The organism is Oxalobacteraceae bacterium OTU3CAMAD1, assembly GCA_024123915.1.
GTDB lineage: Bacteria > Pseudomonadota > Gammaproteobacteria > Burkholderiales > Burkholderiaceae_D > Rugamonas.
Genome location: CP099650.1, coordinates 5,073,664 through 5,089,955 on the forward strand (window position 1 = coordinate 5,073,664; position 16,292 = coordinate 5,089,955).

A 16,292-nucleotide genomic window follows, 5' to 3' on the forward strand; every position below is an offset into this window, starting at 1 on the left:
AACTTGAGACAGTTTTAGCGAAATTTCATAAACATATATAGTGAAAAAATGAATAGGCGCGAATCGGCAGGAATAAGCTGGTAGCGCCGGTCCGGGCGCTATAATGCTCGATCGCTATTTTGTATGGATTCCCATCGTGTCCGACCGTCTTGCCGTTCTGCCTCATTATCTGCTTCCCAAGGGAGCGTTGACCAATTTCGCCGGCCGCGTGGCCGGGGCCAAGGGCGGCGCCATGACCACCCGCCTGATACGCTGGTTCGTCGGCAAGTACAACGTCAATATGGATGAGGCGCTCAATCCGGACATCACCAGCTATTCCAGTTTCAACGAGTTTTTCACCCGCGCGCTGCGTCCGGACGCGCGCCCGCTCGCCAACGCCGACTTCATCTGTCCGATCGACGGCCGCATCAGCCAGTTCGGCGCGATCGACGATGACCAGATTTACCAGGCAAAGGGCCACAAATTCAGCACCACCGCGCTGGTCGGCGGCGACGCCACGCTGGCCGCCAAGTTCCAGCATGGCAGTTTCGCCAACTTGTACCTGAGTCCGCGCGACTACCACCGCATCCACATGCCCTGCGACGGCAAGCTCACGCGCATGATCTACATCCCGGGCGACCTATTCTCGGTGAGCCCGGCCGCCGCGCGCGGCATTCCGGGGCTGTTCGCCCGCAACGAGCGGGTGGTGTGCGTGTTCGACACCGCCAACGGCCCGTTCGTCATGACCCTGGTTGGCGCCACCATCGTTGGCAGCATGGCCACCGTCTGGCACGGCGTGGTCAACCCGCCGCGCGCGCCGCAGATTTGCGAGTGGACCTACGACGATCAGAACATCGTGCTGAAGAAAGGCGAGGAGCTGGGCCGGTTCCTGCTCGGGTCGACCGTGGTGATGTTGTTCCCTAAGGACACGATGAGCTTCAACCCCGCGTGGCAGCCGGCCGGTCCGGTCAAGCTCGGCGAGATGATGGCGAATTTGAAATAATTGAAGGCGTTAGCGTAACTGCTGGTCGAACGCCTCCTCCAGCATATCCAAAAACACCCGGGTCTTGGCCGGCATCAAGCGCCGGCCCGGGAACACGGCCCAACCCGTCACCTCGGGGAACGACCATTCCGGCAACACCCGCACCAACGACCCCGCCTTTAAAAATGGCGCCGCGATCGCCTCGGTCGAGACGCCGATGCCCACCCCGTTGCTGGCCATGCGCACGATCATCTCCGGCGAATTGCCCAACAACCTGACCGGCAGCTCGCGCTCCCAGCGCACCTTGGCGCGCAACAGCGTCCACCGGATCAAGCCGTTCACCCTCGGCGGCAAACTCAGCAAATCATGTTTGAACAAATCGTCCGGATGCTCGGGCAGCCCGCGCACGCTTGTATAGCGGGGCGAGGCGTACAGCGCCAGCGAACTGAAGGTGATGCGCCGCGCGGCCAGCGAGGCGTCGTCCGGCAGGTTGCCCATGCGGATGGCCAGGTCGAAATTCTCCGCCACCAGATCCACCCTGCGCGGCGATAAGTCGAGCTCCAGCGAGATGTCCGGATAGCGGCCCATGAACCGCGCCAGCATTTCGCTGATGGCCACGCTGGCGAAGTCAGCCGGCATGGACACCCGCAGCAAACCGCTCGGCGCGCCCTGCCGGTGCTGCGCAAGCGCTCCGGCCGCTTCGGTTTCATCGGCCACCTTGCGCGCGTGCTCCAGCAAGCTGGCGCCGAACTCGGTCAACACCAGCTTGCGCGTGGTGCGCTGAAGCAGCCGCTCGCCCAGATGCGCCTCCAACAGCGAAATCCGCCGCGACACGGTCGATTTCGGCAGCTGCACCCGCTCCGCCGCCAGGCTGAAGCTGCCGCACTCGACGATGCGGGCAAATAACAGCAGGTCGCCAGGGTCTATTTCCACACTGCACTCCTCGATTGTTCCATCAGTGGACTAATGTTATCCATTTTAACGGCTTCCGCATTGTTTTTGAAACGATTAAAGTAACTACATCGCAGCAACACAAACCAACAACCACATACAGGAGCAACACCATGAACATCTTGCAAATCAACTCCAGCGCCCGCAGCACCGGTTCCGAATCGACCCGCATGGCCGACAGCATCGTCGCCAAACTGCAAGCCGGCAATCCCGGCGCGACCGTGGTGCGCCGCGATCTGGCGGCCAACCCGCATCCGGTGCTGGACGAGCCAACCCTGCAAGCGCTGTTCACCCCGGCCGACCAGCGCAGCGCCGAACAAGCCGCCCGCGTGGCGCTGGACGACGCGCTGATCGCCCAGGTCCAAGCGGCCGACGCCATCGTCATCGGTTCGCCGATGTACAACTTCGGCGTGACCGTGCAGCTGAAATCTTGGTTCGACGCCATCGCCCGTGCCGGCGTGACGTTCAAGTACGGCCCGACCGGCCCGGTCGGCCTGCTGACCGGCAAAAAAGTCTACGTCGCCGTGGCGCGTGGCGGCCTGCACAAGGATGGTCCGAACGATGTCCAACTGGCGCACCTGAAGACTTTCCTGGGCTTTGTCGGCCTGACCGACGTCCAGTTCTTCTTCGCCGAAGGCATGGGTATGGGCCCGGACGCTGTCGCCAAGGCGCAAGCCCTGGCTGACGCCGACATCAACGCGGTACTGGTATAAATTCATCGATCGCGCCGGTTGGCGCGGTCCGCAAAGGAGAGAGTCATGAGCAACGTAATGAGCGATCGCGTACAACGAGAACGCACTGTGGAACGCCTCATCACCGGCCAGGCCGTTTCCGACGGCGCCGGCGTCAAGATCAACCGCGTCTTGACCCAGCCCCTGCAGCGCCGCCTCGATCCGTTCCTGATGCTGGACAACTTCGGCAGCGACCAGGCCAGCGACTACCTGGCAGGCTTCCCGAGCCACCCGCATCGCGGCTTCGAGACCGTCACCTACATGCTCGAAGGCCGCATGCGCCACAAGGACAGCAGCGGCAACGAAGGCCTGCTGACCAACGGCGGCGTGCAATGGATGACCGCCGGCCGTGGCGTGATCCACTCGGAAATGCCGGAGCAGGAGGAAGGCATGATGTCGGGATTCCAGCTGTGGCTGAACCTGCCGGCCAAGGACAAGATGCGCGACCCGTGGTATCGCGACTTCAACGGCGACGAGGTGCCCGTCTTCACCACGGAAAACGGTGCGAAGGTGAAAGTCATCGCCGGCGGCAGCCATGGCGTCGACGGCGCCGTGCAGCGCGAAGTGACCGAGCCGATCTATATTGATGTCGATCTGCCGGCCGGCGCCTCGTTCAGCCAGACGCTGCCGGAAGGCCACAACGCCTTCATCTTCGCGTATCGCGGTTCGGTGCGTGTGGGCGACAAGGATGTGGCGTCGGGCAAGATGGCGATCCTGGCCAACGCGGCGGGTGCCGACGGCGTGAACATCCATGCGACCGACGCCAGCCGTTTCATCCTGGTGGCCGGCAAGCCGCTGAACGAGCCGATCGCGCAATACGGCCCGTTCGTGATGAACACGCAGGCCGAGGTCTTCGCCGCCGTCGAGGACTTCCGCGCCGGCAAACTGGGTGAAGAAGGCCACGCGTAGGGCGGATTAGCGCAGCGTAATCGGCCAGGCATGCGTCGCGTTAACGCATGCATGGCCGATTACGGCGTACCGCCTAATCCGCCCTACGTTAAAATGCTGCCATGATGCCCACTATTCTTAAATGGTTACGCTATCTCAGCCACATCCTTGGCTTCGAGACGGCCGATTCCTTCCCGCCCGGCCACCCGTACGAACGCACGCGCTGGAACGGCGCCTATTTCGACATCGCCTCCGACGTCAAGCCCGACCAGATCGAAAGCCGCCTGTGCGAGGCCATCAGCAACACGCCGCTTGTGTTCGGCTACATCACCAATCCCACGCCGCGCATGCAACGCACCCTGCTGGCGATGCTGGAAGAACGCATGCGCAACAACCGTGGCCGCGCCAGCGAACTGGCCGTACTGCTGGTCAACGCATACGACAGCCCGCACATCACCGAAGTAATCCCCGGCCTGCGCGCGGCCATCGCCGGCACGCGCCAGGACGACATGGGCGAGCGCGCCCGCAGCGTCATGGCCTTCCTCGCATCGACGCAATCGCCGTTCGACGTGATCGAGATGAACTAGGCGGTGAGCACTTCCGGCGCAGCCTTCGGCCTGGCGAAATTGCCTGGAACGAAGCGGTCGCGCAATTTCATGAACGGCGTCTCCACTAGCAGGAACAGCAGCCAGCCGACCAGGACACTGGCCAGGCTCATGATGGCGATCGCCTGCCACGTGTCCGGCCCCCAGCCGTAACCGCGCAACGGCACGCGCAACAGCACGCACAGCTGCTTGTGCGTCAGGTAAATCGCATACGACCACAGCGCGATGCTCGCCGCGCCCGGCACGCGCCAGCGCTGCAGCAGCGATCCGGGGCTCAACGCCGCGATCAGCAACAAGGTGAAACCCACGCCCAGCATCGGATAGCCGACCACCGTCATCATATAGCCGTAGTGGTCCTCCAGGAACATCGACCAGGTCAACGCCAGCATGCCGGCGCCTGCGGCCAGCGCCCAATTGCCGCGCGACGTGATGACCTTCCAGGCGCCAGCGTGATAGTTTTTCACCAGCGCCAGCGCCACGCCAAACACCAGCTCGTCGAACCGGCACCACGAGGCGTAGTAAATATTGGTGTAGTAATAGAGGCCGCCGACACCCGCCTGCTCGTTCCACAAATAGCCACGCACCGCCATGCCGGCCAGCAGGCTGCCGATCACCGCCACCCACGCCCACAGCAAGGACTTGCGACAAGCGGCAATCAACAGCGCGACCGCCGGCAACAGCACGTAAAACTGCTCCTCCACACACAACGACCATGCATGCGAAAAGGCCGTGCCCGGCATCAGCTGGATATTTTGCGTAAAGGTGATGAACTTCCACAGCGGCGGCAGCACGCTCTCCCCGCGCCAATACGGCCACAAGGCGTATAGCGCCAGCACGAAGTAAAAATTCGGCAGCGTGCGTAGGAAGCGGCGCGCGTAAAAGCGCGGCAACGAAAACCGCTCAGGCCCGGTCTGCTGGCGCCGTATTCCCGACAAAATCTGGTTGCCGATCAAATAACCGCTCAGCGCAAAGAACAGGTCCACGCCGGCCCAGCCGATCTCGCTCATCCAGCCGAAGGTCGGCCGGAAGCTGACAAAGATCATGTAGTGATTCATGAACACCAGAACGATCGCAAGCGCGCGCAAGGTATCGAGGCCGGAATTGCGGCCGAAATCGCGGCCGTGGTCACGGCCATGGTGGTGTCCAGTAAGCTGAAGATTCATGTCCCGCATCTTACAGCGGCGCGCCGTTTTCCCAAAGTCAGGGCGAGATCACCATTACCAGCGTCTGATCGGCCAGGGTCAGCACGGCGGTGCAATCCTCGGCGATCGCGTAGTTCTGGCTGTGCGTAGAATAATAATTGGTCGCGCCCAGGCAAATGCAATCGATCGCCGCGCTGATGCGGGTGCTGATGGTGTACGCCGGCAGCACCAGATCCGGCGCGGTGACGAACTTGAGCACCACGTCCTGCCCGGTATTGTTCAGGAAGACGGTCTTCGACGGCTTGACGGTCTTGAGCGTGGGCACTTCGGTAAATTGAATGGTTGGCACTACAGCACCCTGAATAAACCGGTTGGCAAGCCGTCATTGCTACGGGTCAGATCGACATGGATTTTCTTGCCGTCATCGACGGGCAATACGCTCGGCGACAGTTGCCGGAGGTTGTAGCCGACGTAGCCCGCTCCCACCACCGCCTCATCCTCCGAGGGCGAGAGCCAGCTAAGCGACGCCAAGCCGCTGGCGACGATGGCTTGGCAACTGGCGGCGGACCCGTAGATGCCAATCTGATAACGCGACTCACCCGGCCTCGCCGCGTTGAACGCTTGATTGACGCCTTCGAAGTAGCGCGTGATCGGACCGGCGATATCCTCGGCGGTGGGATGGCAGTCGATCTCGAAGTAGATGGCCGAACCCGACGGCTGCGTAATGGCCGCCTGTGCCATCAGATACGCGGCGGCGCCGTCCGCCAAGCCCTGAGCGCGGCTGAACGAATGCAGATGAGCGCCGACAGTCTCCCAGACCACGCCAATCTGGATGCCGGCATCGGTCAGCGCCCTGGCCTCGGCCAGCGACAAGTTCTTGCCGGCGTGGTGGCTGTAGTAGCGAATCGCGAAATCGATTCCTTGTTGCTTAATTGGTATCGCATGCTGTGTCAGCTCGAACGGGGCTTTCACGCCGGTTAAAACAACCATGGGACCTCCATTGGGTGCAGGGTGATGTCTAAGTTCATATGCTTTGGGCTGGTTCAGCGATCTCGATGCTTACCTGATAACCCTGGTCCGGGACCCGGATGCGCAGGGGATTTTGCCGCCCCTCGACCGCGTAATAGTCGCTCAGCCTGTTGCGCAGACGCGCCAGTTGGACTGCGGCGGCCAGATCCATTCCAAGGCTGGAGCCCGACCTTGGACGGCTGGCCGGCGCGACCGTTCCGGCGTCTATTTGATACTTTTGGTTATCCGATTCGCGAATCAGGTGATCCAGCAGAGCGCAGCAACGATGCGACGTTGCAAAGGTGCGGCTGACCGCGATACGGCGCAGCTCGGCGCGAACATCGTTCGCATGGGGTGCCGCCAAGGCGCCGGCGTACCGACCGCGCGAAGACACAACAGTGAGAGCAGAATGTTTAATAGTTTCCCCAGCCTAATGTTAATATTCACTAAAGGTACAGATTTGAAGTAACTGTACCCATTAGCTACACAAATGGCCTTCTGGAAACCTTCAGATTGCTAACTCTTTGATTTCAAAGTTTTTATTCATGGGTGAAGAAGGTTAGTGTGAATCGTAAAAGCTTCCGTTTTGGTCAATGGCGCGTCGATCCGGCCACCAATACACTCAGTTTCGGTGTGCTCAGCCGGCAGCTGGAGCCTCGCGCGATGGATGTTTTGTTACATTTCTGCGCGCATCCACACGACGTCATCTCCGCCGACACACTGCTCGACGCCTGCTGGGGCGACACGCCGGCCAGCGACAACGCGGTTCACAAAATCATCACCCAGCTGCGCCGGGCGCTCGACGATTCGGTCGCCGAACCGCGCTATATCGAAACTATTCGTAAGCGTGGCTACCGCCTATTAGCCGAACTCAGCTACGACGACGACGTCAGCAACGGCAGTTGGTTGCACGCCTCCCCGTTCCGGGGGCTGGAAGCTTTCGAGGAACAACACGCGGCCATTTTCTTCGGCCGCAAGCTCAGCGTTGACCAGTTGGTGCAGGTGGTGGTGGCGCAGGTCCAGGCGGCTTGCTCGATGGTGCTGGTGCTCGGACCGTCGGGCGCCGGCAAGACATCCCTGGTCCAGGCCGGACTCATTCCCGCGCTCAAGGCGGGCGCCGCGCCGGCGGAGTCCGGGCTGGCGATCAGCGACCATGTGCAGCTCGATTGCGCCGACATGGGGCAGTCTGGCCTGCTGGAAACGCTCGCCAGCGTGTTGCTCGACGCGGAAATCGACGACCGCCTGCTGTTTGAAAACACCAGCGCCGCCACCCTCGCGCAATATATGGCGCAGGATTTGCCGGGTTTGATCGAACAGTTGCAAAAACGGCTGCCGACGATACGGCTGGCGGTATTCATCGACCGTTTCGAAGCGATCTTCCGCCTGCCACATATTAGTGAGCAGGAGCGAGCCGTCTTCATCAACGTGCTGGATCAGCTGGCGCGCTCCGGCTGCGTGCTGTTGGTTCTGGCTTGCCGCAACGATTTCTACCCGCATTTGACGGCCTACCCCGCGCTGATGAGCATGAAACTGCGCGGCGGCCACTTCGACCTGACACCGCCCGGCAGCGCCGATATCGCCCAGATCATCCGCCATCCGGCGCAGGTCGCGCAGTTGCGCTACACGGTCGACGGGCATGGCGAGAGTCTGGACGAACTGCTGATCAACGCCGCCAAGGCCGGACCGGACACATTACCGTTGTTGCAATACTGTCTACAAGAACTGTATCGCCAGCGCAGTCCCGATGGGGAGTTGAGCCATCAGGCCTACCGCGATATGGGCGGCCTGGAAGGCGCCATCGGTGCGCGCGCCGAGCAAGTAATTTCCGAATTAGGTGCATCCCAGATCGCCGCCCTGCCCCAGCTCTTGTCGCGGCTGGTACTCGTGGCCGAGGACGAATCGACCGTCACCTCCCGCCGCGTATTGTGGTCATCATTGAGCAGCGACGATGAGACCAAGTTAGTGCAAGCACTGGTCGACGCCCACCTTTTCGTCAGCGATCTGCACGGCGGAGCTCCCGCCTTCGGTATCGCCCACGAGGCCCTGCTGCGCCGCTGGCCGCGCGTGGTCGCCTGGGTCGACGAGCACCGCCAAGCGTTGCAAACGCGTAGCCGGATCAGCGCGCAAGCTAGGCGCTGGCAGGACAGCGGCCGCAAGCGCGACATGCTGCTGCCGTCCGGAACCCAGGCAAATCAGGCGCGTCAATTAATAAAAACAACCGGATTCAGCTTCACCCAACAAGAACAGGATTTCGTCCAAGCCTCGCTGGTGGGCGTCCGCCATGGCGAACGGCTGCGGCTAGGAATCACGTTTGCAATGGCGACGCTGGCAGTGTTGGCCGTTGGTCTCGGCCTAGCAGCGCGCTCGGCGCAAACCCAGGCAGAAACGCACAGGACCGAAGCCGAGGGGCTTATGGGTTATATGCTGGGCGAATTTGTTGAGAAACTGCGCCCGCTAGGAAAGCTGGACTTGCTCGACAGTGTCAGTGGTCGCGCTCTGTCGTATCTATCCGATTCATCGCGCGTCGGCGATAGCGAGGCGGCGCTGGCGCAGCGCGCAAAATCACTGCAGCTGATTTCCGAAGTGCGGATCGCGCGCTCCGATCCAGCCGGCGCGAAGACCGCCCTGTTAGCGGGACGTCAGATTCTGCAGCAACAGCTCCACGCGAAGCCCATAGACGCCGCCTTGCTAAAAAGTGCTGGAGAAAACGCCTTTTGGCTAGGACAGATTCATTATGAACAAAAAGAATGGCCGGAAGCGCGGCGATATTTCGACGAGTATTTGGCCTATGCAAACCGCCAATCGGAAGCGTATCCCGACGACGTCAGCGCCTGGATAGAGCAATCCTATGCGCATAACAGCTTGGGTACCCTGGCGTTGCAGCGTGGCGATACCCGAAGCGCGGCGAGCGAGTTTGCGTTGTCGGTCGCGCTCAAAACGCGCGCCTACGCCATCACGCCCGATGAAAAGCAACTAGCGGCAGACTTGGCAGATAGTCTTTCCTGGCAAGCCAGCGCCCAATTGCGATTAGGGCAACTTGTTCAATCAGAGTCCCTTTACCACCGTGCCCTGGCCATATTGGAACCGCTGCATAAAACCCATCCAGAAGATACATTGTGGATTGAACAACTGGCCGGCGTATGGTCGCGCCAGTCCGAGCTGAAACAAGCGCGCGGCGATCTAAGTGGCAGTTTTAAAGATGCACAAATCGCATTTTCGTTGTCACAAAAAATGGTCGAAAAAGACCCGGGCAATCTCGATTGGCGCCGCAAAATGCATGTTGCTGAACTGCGCGTCATTGACACGGACGACGAACAAAAGCCAGTCCAATTATTAAATCGGCTGGATAAGCTGCAGCAAGTTGTTGCCCAAATGAGCAATCTTGAGCCCAAATCCGTCAACCTGCAAATAATGATAGCGAAACTAAATCAAAGAAAAGCGGCGCTACTGATGCAACAAGCCCAGTTGATGCTCGCTTCGCAAAGCTTGCAGCCTGCCCTCAATACGCTAACACGACTCAGCTCAACATCTCCGACGGACATCACTATCCGGGATGCAAGGATTGACGCCCTGCTGCTCGCTGCCGATCTGCGCTCCCTGCAAAACGAATCAGATGGGACGGAACATTGCGAGAGCGTACGCGCAATACTGATTCGGTCTATCCCGGGAAGCTCGGACTTCCAACTACTCGCCCCTTGGGTTAAAGCTCATGCGTGCCTCAACCAAAACGATCAAGTAAAAACCGTCAAAAAGCAACTCGAGACGATGTCCTATCGCGACGTGAACTACCTGAAGTATTTATCCACCCACCCAGCAAAGAAAGCGACCTCATGACTACATTTCCAGCATCTACTTCGTTCGTCAACATTCTGGTGTTTGTCAAGCCTAGTGCGATCACCCCAGGTAGTTACGACGTTGTGACGGCGCCAGCTGTGCCAGTGATCACTGAAACAGACACGGTCGTCAACTACCAGATTTTCGACACGGATGGGTACGACATTATCTTTACGGGCATGTCCGTTATTCCGGAGAGCAACAATCAACTCAGCACCGCCAGCGTCAGCGTCAGCGGAAAATTGCTGACGTTCAGTGACGCAAACACAGAAAAGATGAACATGAATATCACTCTCAAATTCCAGGACCGGCTCAAGCCAGAGATCGTATTCAGTCACGATCCGCAGATTAGCAACCGTCCACCAGCCTAAACATTTTATTCCTGCCGGCGCAAGTAGAATAGCGTCGGCAGACCTTAGCTGGTATAAATACCGCATGACCCTTACCCAACAATTGCAGTTCAAGTCCGTTGAATACGGCGGCCAACACCCCGGCACGCGCCTGATCGTCACCGGCGCCGTCCACGGCAACGAGACCTGCGGCACCAAGGCCATCCAGCGCGTGATGAGGGAGCTCGACAGCGGCGCCCTCGTCATCCGCAACGGCGCCGTCAGCTTCGTCCCAATCGCCAACCCGCTGGCCTACGCCAAAGGCGAACGCTTCGGCGACCGCAATCTGAACCGCAATCTCTTCCCCAACGAACACCCGCAGGATTTCGAGGACCGCGTCGCCAACTGGCTGTGCCCCCTCCTCGCCCGCCACGACGTGCTGCTCGACCTGCACTCGTTCAAGGCCTCCGGCGAACCCTTCGTCATGGTCGGCCCGCGCAACAACGACGGCCCGCTCGAACCCTTCCAACACGAACAACAGGAACGCGCGATGGCGCGCCGGCTCGGCGTGCGCCGCTTCGTCGACGGCTGGCTGCGCAGCTACGGCGCCGGCGTGCAACGCCGCCTGCGCGGCGACAGCCAACTGGAAACCGTCCTGCGCTACGGCATGGGCACCACCGAATACATGCGCAGCACCGGCGGCTATGCACTGACGCTCGAATGCGGCGAACACACCGATCCGCAAGCGCCCGAAGTCGGCTACCGCGCCATCATGAATACGTTGGCCTTCCTCGGCCTGATCGACGCGCCCTCCCCACAGCCCATCGCGGACGAGGCGATGGAGGCGCTGAGCATGGTCGCCGTCTATGACAAGGTCAGCGCGGACGATACCTTCACCCGCGCCTGGTCGAGCTTCGATCCGGTCCGCAAGGACGAGCAGATCGGCACGCGCGCCGACGGCACGCCGGTGCTGGCCGAGTTCGACGGCCGCATCCTCTTCCCCGACAGCGCGGCCGGCGCCAACAGCGAGTGGTACTACCTCACCCGCGCCAACCCAACCTTCTGACGCCGGCGCGCGGTAAGACTCAGGTGGTGGTGAGCTTGAGGCCGATGATGCCGCCGACGATCATGGCGATGCACGCCAGTCGCACGGCGCTGGCCGGCTCGTTGAGCGCGACGATGCCGTAGATGACGGTGCCGACCGTGCCGATGCCGGTCCAGATCGCGTAGGCCGTGCCCAGCGGCAGCGTGCGCAGCGCCAGACCCAGCATGCCTATGCTGCCCAGCATCGCGGTCAAGGTCCACAAGGTCGGCATCAGCTTGGTGAAGCCGTGCGTGTATTTGAGTCCGACCGCCCAAGTGACTTCCAGCAGGCCGGCGATGATGAGGATGATCCAGGTCATTGCTACTCCAGTTCGGGTGAGCCGAAACTATAACAGTTGCAACAAAATTATGCCCACGCAGGTCTTGCCTCGGGGATAATCAGCGCTCAACTAAAAAAAGGAGCGACCATGCTTTTACTGGCCCAGATCGTCACCGCCGTCGTGGCACTGATACACATCTATATCGTCCTGCTGGAGACGGCGCTGTTCGAGTCGCGGGGACGCAAGGTCTTCGGCCTGAGCAAGGAAAAAGCCGACATCGTGCGGCCGGCCATGTCCAATCAAGGGTGCTACAACGGTTTTCTGGTCGCCGCGCTGGTGATCGGCTTCGTCCATCCGAACCCGGCAATCGCGTCGGCTTTCACGGTGTTCGGCCTGTGCTGCGTAGCGGTGGCCGGCGTGTGGGGCGGCCTGACGGTCAAGCGCAGCATCCTGCTGATCCAGACGCTGCCGGCGGTGATCGCTTTGGCGCTGCATTTCGCGGCCTGAGTCCGCCCCGCCCTCGGCAAAAGAAGCTCCCTCCAAATGCAGATTGTCATTTCATACACAACCATGAAACAATCGTTGGACACCTGCACCGGGAGACGCTTATGCAACAGACCAGTTGTACGCCGATCGAACCGGCGCTGGCGTTCGGCCCCTACCGGCTGGCGCCATCCCATCGCACCCTGATCAAAGACGGCCGGCCGGTTCCGCTGAACGGGCGGGCCTTTGACCTATTGTTGGCCTTGGTCGAGCGGGCCGGGGAAGTCGTCAGCAAGGAAGACCTGATCGCCCGCGTCTGGCCCAGCACGGTCGTCGAGGAAAACAATCTGCGCGTGCATATCGGCACTTTGCGCAAGGCGCTGTCCGGCGGCCAGGACGGCCTTCGGTATATCGAGAACGTCGTCGGCCGGGGCTACAGTTTCGTCGCGCCGGTCACCCGTTCCACCCACGCAGCCATGGCGCCGCGTAACCTGAAGCTTCCACGCGACATTGTCGGAGGCGACCCAACACTCAAACAATTGACGACGCTCTGCCACGAGCATCAGTGCGTCACCATCGTCGGTGCAGGCGGCATGGGCGAGACCGGAGTCGCACTGATGGTAGCTGATGCGCTGGCGCCGATCTTCGGCACGCGCATCTACTTTGCGGACATCGCCCCGGTCGCCGACGACCGAAAAACTCGCCGTCGCCGAGACCATAACGTGCGGCGGCGGCGATGACATCCTCTCATTACTGCCAGTCCATGCGGGCTTGAGAGACATCCGCCCCCCGCGTCATCTTCAGGCAGCCGCCGCTCTGACGATCGGCTTGCGGGCCAGTTGGTTCAACCGGCGCACCTGCAAGGTCGCGCCGATAACGAACAGCACGAACATCACGCCGGTGATGACCTGGAGCTCGGGCGCCTCGGCGTTGGGCAGGATCGGCGCGCCCATCGGCACGCGGGTCAAGGTCTCGGTCACGGCGGGAATCATGTGGAAGAAGAATGTCAGCGACAGCAGCACCGTCTGCAGCGCCGGTTTGGCGGCAACCTTCCACGCCACGGCCAGCACCAGCAAGGTGATCACGCCGAGCGCGTGCGGCTTGCCGAATCCGCCGTGCTGGAAGATGCCGAAGCCGGTCAGGCAGGTCAGGATCGTCGTGACCAGATAGGTCTTGCCGGCGCCGTTGCCGAGGTCGATGCGCTTGTCACGGACGAAGCCGACGATGCCGGCGCCGACGGCGACCAGGCTGATGAGTGTATGAATAACGCCGAGTGTGGTCAGGCCGAACATGGTGTACTCCTTCGTCGCGGGGATCGGGGGGTAGGACCATGTTAGGCGCGCGGCATCGGGCGGCGCGAGTAAAACAATATAAATTGGTGTGAACCGGAAGTCAGCTGCCCAGCGGCGGCTTGACGACCGACATGCTCGGCAACGCGATGGTCTGCACCACCACCGGCGTGGTTTCGGTCTGCGGCCGCGAGCCGCTGCCACGCAGCGCCAGCAGCCAGCCGATGCCGTCAAACCAGAACGGCGCGCCCAGCGACGAGGCAAAGGCGGTGACGATCCAACCCATCAACGCGAACGCCAGCGCGCCCAGGAAGGCGGCCACGCCCTTGCCGGCGACGTCGTCAAAGCGCGACGACGGCCAGCCGATCGGCAACTTTTCCACTATCTGCCATTCTTTTTTGGCGATGGCGGCCTGCTCCAGCGGCGTGGCGGCCGGCGCGCCGGCGACCGGCGGCGCCGGCGGCTTCACGCGGCCGCTGGCGACGCCGTCGGCGCCCTGCTGCGCCAGCTGGGCCGCGATTTGGTCGTCCCCCCAGAGGCGCTTGCTCAGTTCGATCGCGTCGATGTTCATCGAGGCGGCGTAGAACAGGCCGACGCAAAACAGCACCAGCTGCGAACGCCGCTTGTACCAGCCGGTGATGCGCTCCATCACCGTTTCGTACCAGATGCGCACGGCGTTTTCCAGCGCCGCCACATCGTCCGGCCCCTCCCCCATGATCGCCAGCAAGGTGCGGGTCAGGCCCTCGTTGCCGACGTGGGCCAGCAGCATCGCGGCCGTCTGCGTCTTGCCGTATTTGGACGTCAGCGTCGACACGAAGGCGCGCGCGAAGATGGTCGACGGAATGTACGACGGCATGCGGCCCCGCTGCGCCATGCCCTGGATCAGCGGATGCTCCATGACGGCGGCCGTCAGCGACCCGGCGCCTAGCTTGTCGAGGCCGAAGCCGGTGTCGATGCGCAGCAGCCGCTTGATCGATGGGATAATGCCGCGCAAACGGGGCTTGCCGGCGGGCTCGTGCAGCATCGTCAGCACGCCGTCGAGCAGCACCTTGGCGCGCGTCTGGAACAGCGAGGCGATCGCCTCGCGCGTCGCGCTGCACAACAGGCTGACGGCCAGGAAGGTGTACGACAAGCCGATGGCCACATCCAGATAATGACTCGACATACAGCCCCCCGTTAGAATTTGGTCAATGTTCCAGTAACATAAAGGATTTTTCGGCCGCAAGCCAGCCACAAGCACGAATTTCGCTTATATCGTAAGATACCGATATTGAAATCGGAAAAACACGATACATATATCGTCATAAGACGATTTCATTGTTGACCCAGGTAGACCTCAGATGGACATAGACGCGATACACAAAGCCCTTGCCAACCCGATGCGCCGCCAGATTCTGGCGTGGCTGAAGGACCCGGAGCAATACTTCCCGGAGCAGGCGCACCCGCACAAGTTCGGCGTGTGCGCGGGCCAGATTGACCATCGCGCCGCGCTGTCGCAATCGACCGTGTCGGCGCACTTGTCCATTCTGCTCAAGGCCGGCCTGATCACGTCGCACCGGGTCGGGCAATGGAACTACTTTAAACGCAATGAAGCAACCATCCAGGCCTTCATCGACCAAATGACACTATAGGAAATTCGACATGGCTAACCTCTTCGACCCGATCACCATTGGCGACCTCACGCTGAAAAACCGCATCATCATGGCGCCGTTGACGCGCGCCCGCGCCATCGGCGGGGCCCGCGTGCCGAACGCGCTGATGGCCAAGTACTACGAACAGCGCGCCAGCGCCGGCCTGATCCTGAGCGAGGCGACCTCGGTCACGCCGCAGGGCGTGGGCTACGCCGACACGCCGGGCTTGTGGTCCGACGAGCAGGTTGAAGGCTGGAAGGAAGTGACGGCGGCCGTACACAAGGCCGGCGGCTTGATCTTCGCGCAGCTGTGGCATGTGGGCCGCATCTCCGACCCGGAGCTGCTGAACGGCGACACGCCGGTGGCGCCAAGCGCGATCGCGGCCGAAGGCCACGTCAGCCTGCTGCGTCCGATGCGCGCCTACCCGGTGCCGCGCGCGCTGGAGACCGAAGAGTTGGCCGGCATCGTCGCCGCCTACAAGAAAGGCGCGGAAAACGCCAAGAAAGCCGGCTTCGACGGCGTGGAAGTGCACGGGGCCAACGGCTACCTGCTCGACCAGTTCCTGCAAGACAAAACCAACCAGCGCACCGACAACTACGGCGGCTCGATCGAAAACCGCGCGCGCCTGATGCTGGAAGTGACCGACGCCTGCATCGACGTATGGGGCGCCGACCGCGTCGGCATGCACCTGGCGCCGCGCCGCGATTCGCACGACATGGGCGACTCCGATCCGGCGGCCACGTTCGGCTACGTCGCGCGCGAGTTGGGCAAGCGCAAGATCGCCTTCATCTGCGCGCGTGAAGCGGTGGGCGAGGACAGCCTGGGGCCGTTGCTGAAGAAGGAATTCGGCGGCGTCTACATCGCCAACGAAAGCATGGACAAGCAGACCGCGCAGAAGTTGCTGGACGCCGGCACTGCCGACGCCATCGCCTTCGGCAAGGCCTTCATCTCGAATCCGGATTTGCCGCGCCGCCTGCAAACCGAAGCGCCGCTCAACGAGTGGAAGCCGGAGACGTTCTACGGCAAGGACGGCGTCGGCTACACCGACTACCCCGCGCTGGCCTAACCCCGGTGGG

Annotated in this window: 19 protein-coding genes; 11 read left to right on the top strand and 8 right to left on the bottom strand. The window is 61.7% G+C overall.

Annotated features, from left to right (window positions below; genetic code table 11):
• Window positions 1–136: 136 nt before the first annotated feature.
• Window positions 137–982: an archaetidylserine decarboxylase gene (gene asd / locus NHH88_21470; GenBank protein USX12255.1), complete on the top strand. Its 846-nt coding sequence runs from the start codon at window positions 137–139 to the stop codon at window positions 980–982.
• Window positions 983–991: 9 nt separating this feature from the next.
• Here the strand turns inward: asd and NHH88_21475 are convergent, their stop codons facing one another.
• A complete protein-coding gene (locus NHH88_21475; GenBank protein USX12256.1) occupies window positions 992–1,894 on the bottom strand; it encodes a LysR family transcriptional regulator in 903 nt (300 codons plus the stop codon).
• Window positions 1,895–2,025: 131 nt separating this feature from the next.
• On the opposite strand from NHH88_21475, the gene NHH88_21480 reads away from it, so the two are divergent.
• The 3 genes from NHH88_21480 to NHH88_21490 all read left to right on the top strand — a co-directional run bounded on the left by NHH88_21480 (window position 2,026) and on the right by NHH88_21490 (window position 4,118).
• Complete coding sequence (locus NHH88_21480; protein ID USX12257.1) at window positions 2,026–2,625, top strand: NAD(P)H-dependent oxidoreductase; 600 nt, start codon at window positions 2,026–2,028, stop codon at window positions 2,623–2,625.
• 45 nt (window positions 2,626–2,670) lie between these two features.
• Window positions 2,671–3,552 (top strand): pirin family protein, encoded by an 882-nt coding sequence (locus tag NHH88_21485; protein ID USX12258.1) that lies wholly within the window; start codon window positions 2,671–2,673, stop codon window positions 3,550–3,552.
• Between the two features lie 101 nt (window positions 3,553–3,653).
• A complete protein-coding gene (locus tag NHH88_21490) occupies window positions 3,654–4,118 on the top strand; it encodes a hypothetical protein (GenBank protein ID USX12259.1) in 465 nt (154 codons plus the stop codon).
• Here NHH88_21490 and NHH88_21495 read toward each other — a convergent pair.
• From NHH88_21495 to NHH88_21510, 4 genes are read right to left on the bottom strand one after another with little or no spacing between them, the layout of a single operon-like run.
• Complete coding sequence (locus NHH88_21495) at window positions 4,115–5,299, bottom strand: acyltransferase (protein USX12260.1); 1,185 nt, start codon at window positions 5,297–5,299, stop codon at window positions 4,115–4,117. The two genes, NHH88_21490 and NHH88_21495, sit on opposite strands and share 4 nt — an antisense overlap.
• A 37-nt stretch (window positions 5,300–5,336) precedes the next feature.
• Window positions 5,337–5,627 (bottom strand): hypothetical protein, encoded by a 291-nt coding sequence (locus NHH88_21500; GenBank protein USX12261.1) that lies wholly within the window; start codon window positions 5,625–5,627, stop codon window positions 5,337–5,339.
• Window positions 5,627–6,268 (bottom strand): DUF1906 domain-containing protein, encoded by a 642-nt coding sequence (locus NHH88_21505; protein USX12262.1) that lies wholly within the window; start codon window positions 6,266–6,268, stop codon window positions 5,627–5,629. The genes NHH88_21500 and NHH88_21505 overlap by 1 nt, the downstream gene beginning before the upstream one ends.
• A gap of 34 nt (window positions 6,269–6,302) precedes the next feature.
• Window positions 6,303–6,650, bottom strand: a complete 348-nt coding sequence (locus NHH88_21510) for a hypothetical protein (protein USX12263.1) — start codon at window positions 6,648–6,650, stop codon at window positions 6,303–6,305.
• Between the two features lie 200 nt (window positions 6,651–6,850).
• On the opposite strand from NHH88_21510, the gene NHH88_21515 reads away from it, so the two are divergent.
• From NHH88_21515 to NHH88_21525, 3 genes are all read left to right on the top strand, one after another.
• Window positions 6,851–10,120, top strand: a complete 3,270-nt coding sequence (locus tag NHH88_21515) for a winged helix-turn-helix domain-containing protein (protein USX12264.1) — start codon at window positions 6,851–6,853, stop codon at window positions 10,118–10,120.
• Window positions 10,117–10,491 (top strand): hypothetical protein, encoded by a 375-nt coding sequence (locus NHH88_21520; GenBank protein USX12265.1) that lies wholly within the window; start codon window positions 10,117–10,119, stop codon window positions 10,489–10,491. The genes NHH88_21515 and NHH88_21520 overlap by 4 nt, the downstream gene beginning before the upstream one ends.
• 64 nt (window positions 10,492–10,555) lie before the next feature.
• Window positions 10,556–11,515, top strand: a complete 960-nt coding sequence (locus NHH88_21525; GenBank protein ID USX12266.1) for a succinylglutamate desuccinylase/aspartoacylase family protein — start codon at window positions 10,556–10,558, stop codon at window positions 11,513–11,515.
• 19 nt (window positions 11,516–11,534) lie between these two features.
• Here NHH88_21525 and sugE read toward each other — a convergent pair whose 3' ends face one another.
• Window positions 11,535–11,852: a quaternary ammonium compound efflux SMR transporter SugE gene (sugE, locus tag NHH88_21530; protein ID USX12267.1), complete on the bottom strand. Its 318-nt coding sequence runs from the start codon at window positions 11,850–11,852 to the stop codon at window positions 11,535–11,537.
• A gap of 108 nt (window positions 11,853–11,960) precedes the next feature.
• Between sugE and NHH88_21535 the strand changes: the two genes are divergently transcribed.
• Together NHH88_21535 and NHH88_21540 are read left to right on the top strand one after the other, a co-directional pair.
• Window positions 11,961–12,320, top strand: a complete 360-nt coding sequence (locus NHH88_21535) for a DUF1304 domain-containing protein (protein ID USX12268.1) — start codon at window positions 11,961–11,963, stop codon at window positions 12,318–12,320.
• Between the two features lie 101 nt (window positions 12,321–12,421).
• Window positions 12,422–13,036: a transcriptional regulator gene (locus NHH88_21540; GenBank protein ID USX12269.1), complete on the top strand. Its 615-nt coding sequence runs from the start codon at window positions 12,422–12,424 to the stop codon at window positions 13,034–13,036.
• A gap of 60 nt (window positions 13,037–13,096) precedes the next feature.
• Here NHH88_21540 and NHH88_21545 read toward each other — a convergent pair whose 3' ends face one another.
• Both NHH88_21545 and NHH88_21550 read right to left on the bottom strand, forming a co-directional pair.
• Window positions 13,097–13,588, bottom strand: coding sequence for a hypothetical protein (locus NHH88_21545; GenBank protein ID USX12270.1), 492 nt, complete (start codon window positions 13,586–13,588; stop codon window positions 13,097–13,099).
• Window positions 13,589–13,688: 100 nt separating this feature from the next.
• Complete coding sequence (locus tag NHH88_21550; GenBank protein ID USX12271.1) at window positions 13,689–14,750, bottom strand: hypothetical protein; 1,062 nt, start codon at window positions 14,748–14,750, stop codon at window positions 13,689–13,691.
• 175 nt (window positions 14,751–14,925) lie between these two features.
• On the opposite strand from NHH88_21550, the gene NHH88_21555 reads away from it, so the two are divergent.
• Both NHH88_21555 and NHH88_21560 read left to right on the top strand, forming a co-directional pair.
• Complete coding sequence (locus tag NHH88_21555; protein ID USX12272.1) at window positions 14,926–15,216, top strand: ArsR family transcriptional regulator; 291 nt, start codon at window positions 14,926–14,928, stop codon at window positions 15,214–15,216.
• 10 nt (window positions 15,217–15,226) lie between these two features.
• The gene (locus NHH88_21560) at window positions 15,227–16,282 is read left to right on the top strand and encodes an alkene reductase (GenBank protein USX12273.1); all 1,056 of its coding nucleotides are present in this window, start codon (window positions 15,227–15,229) and stop codon (window positions 16,280–16,282) included.
• Window positions 16,283–16,292 lie beyond the last annotated feature (10 nt).

Coding starts and splice junctions, on each gene's coding strand:
- NHH88_21485 (USX12258.1), top strand. CDS start 2,671: ATGAGCAACGTAATGAGCGATCGCGTACAACGAGAACGCACTGTGGAA.
- NHH88_21525 (USX12266.1), top strand. CDS start 10,556: ATGACCCTTACCCAACAATTGCAGTTCAAGTCCGTTGAATACGGCGGC.
- NHH88_21495 (USX12260.1), bottom strand. CDS start 5,299: ATGAATCTTCAGCTTACTGGACACCACCATGGCCGTGACCACGGCCGC.
- NHH88_21480 (USX12257.1), top strand. CDS start 2,026: ATGAACATCTTGCAAATCAACTCCAGCGCCCGCAGCACCGGTTCCGAA.
- NHH88_21555 (USX12272.1), top strand. CDS start 14,926: ATGGACATAGACGCGATACACAAAGCCCTTGCCAACCCGATGCGCCGC.
- NHH88_21550 (USX12271.1), bottom strand. CDS start 14,750: ATGTCGAGTCATTATCTGGATGTGGCCATCGGCTTGTCGTACACCTTC.
- NHH88_21540 (USX12269.1), top strand. CDS start 12,422: ATGCAACAGACCAGTTGTACGCCGATCGAACCGGCGCTGGCGTTCGGC.
- NHH88_21520 (USX12265.1), top strand. CDS start 10,117: ATGACTACATTTCCAGCATCTACTTCGTTCGTCAACATTCTGGTGTTT.
- NHH88_21560 (USX12273.1), top strand. CDS start 15,227: ATGGCTAACCTCTTCGACCCGATCACCATTGGCGACCTCACGCTGAAA.
- NHH88_21505 (USX12262.1), bottom strand. CDS start 6,268: ATGGTTGTTTTAACCGGCGTGAAAGCCCCGTTCGAGCTGACACAGCAT.
- sugE (USX12267.1), bottom strand. CDS start 11,852: ATGACCTGGATCATCCTCATCATCGCCGGCCTGCTGGAAGTCACTTGG.
- NHH88_21545 (USX12270.1), bottom strand. CDS start 13,588: ATGTTCGGCCTGACCACACTCGGCGTTATTCATACACTCATCAGCCTG.
- NHH88_21535 (USX12268.1), top strand. CDS start 11,961: ATGCTTTTACTGGCCCAGATCGTCACCGCCGTCGTGGCACTGATACAC.
- NHH88_21490 (USX12259.1), top strand. CDS start 3,654: ATGATGCCCACTATTCTTAAATGGTTACGCTATCTCAGCCACATCCTT.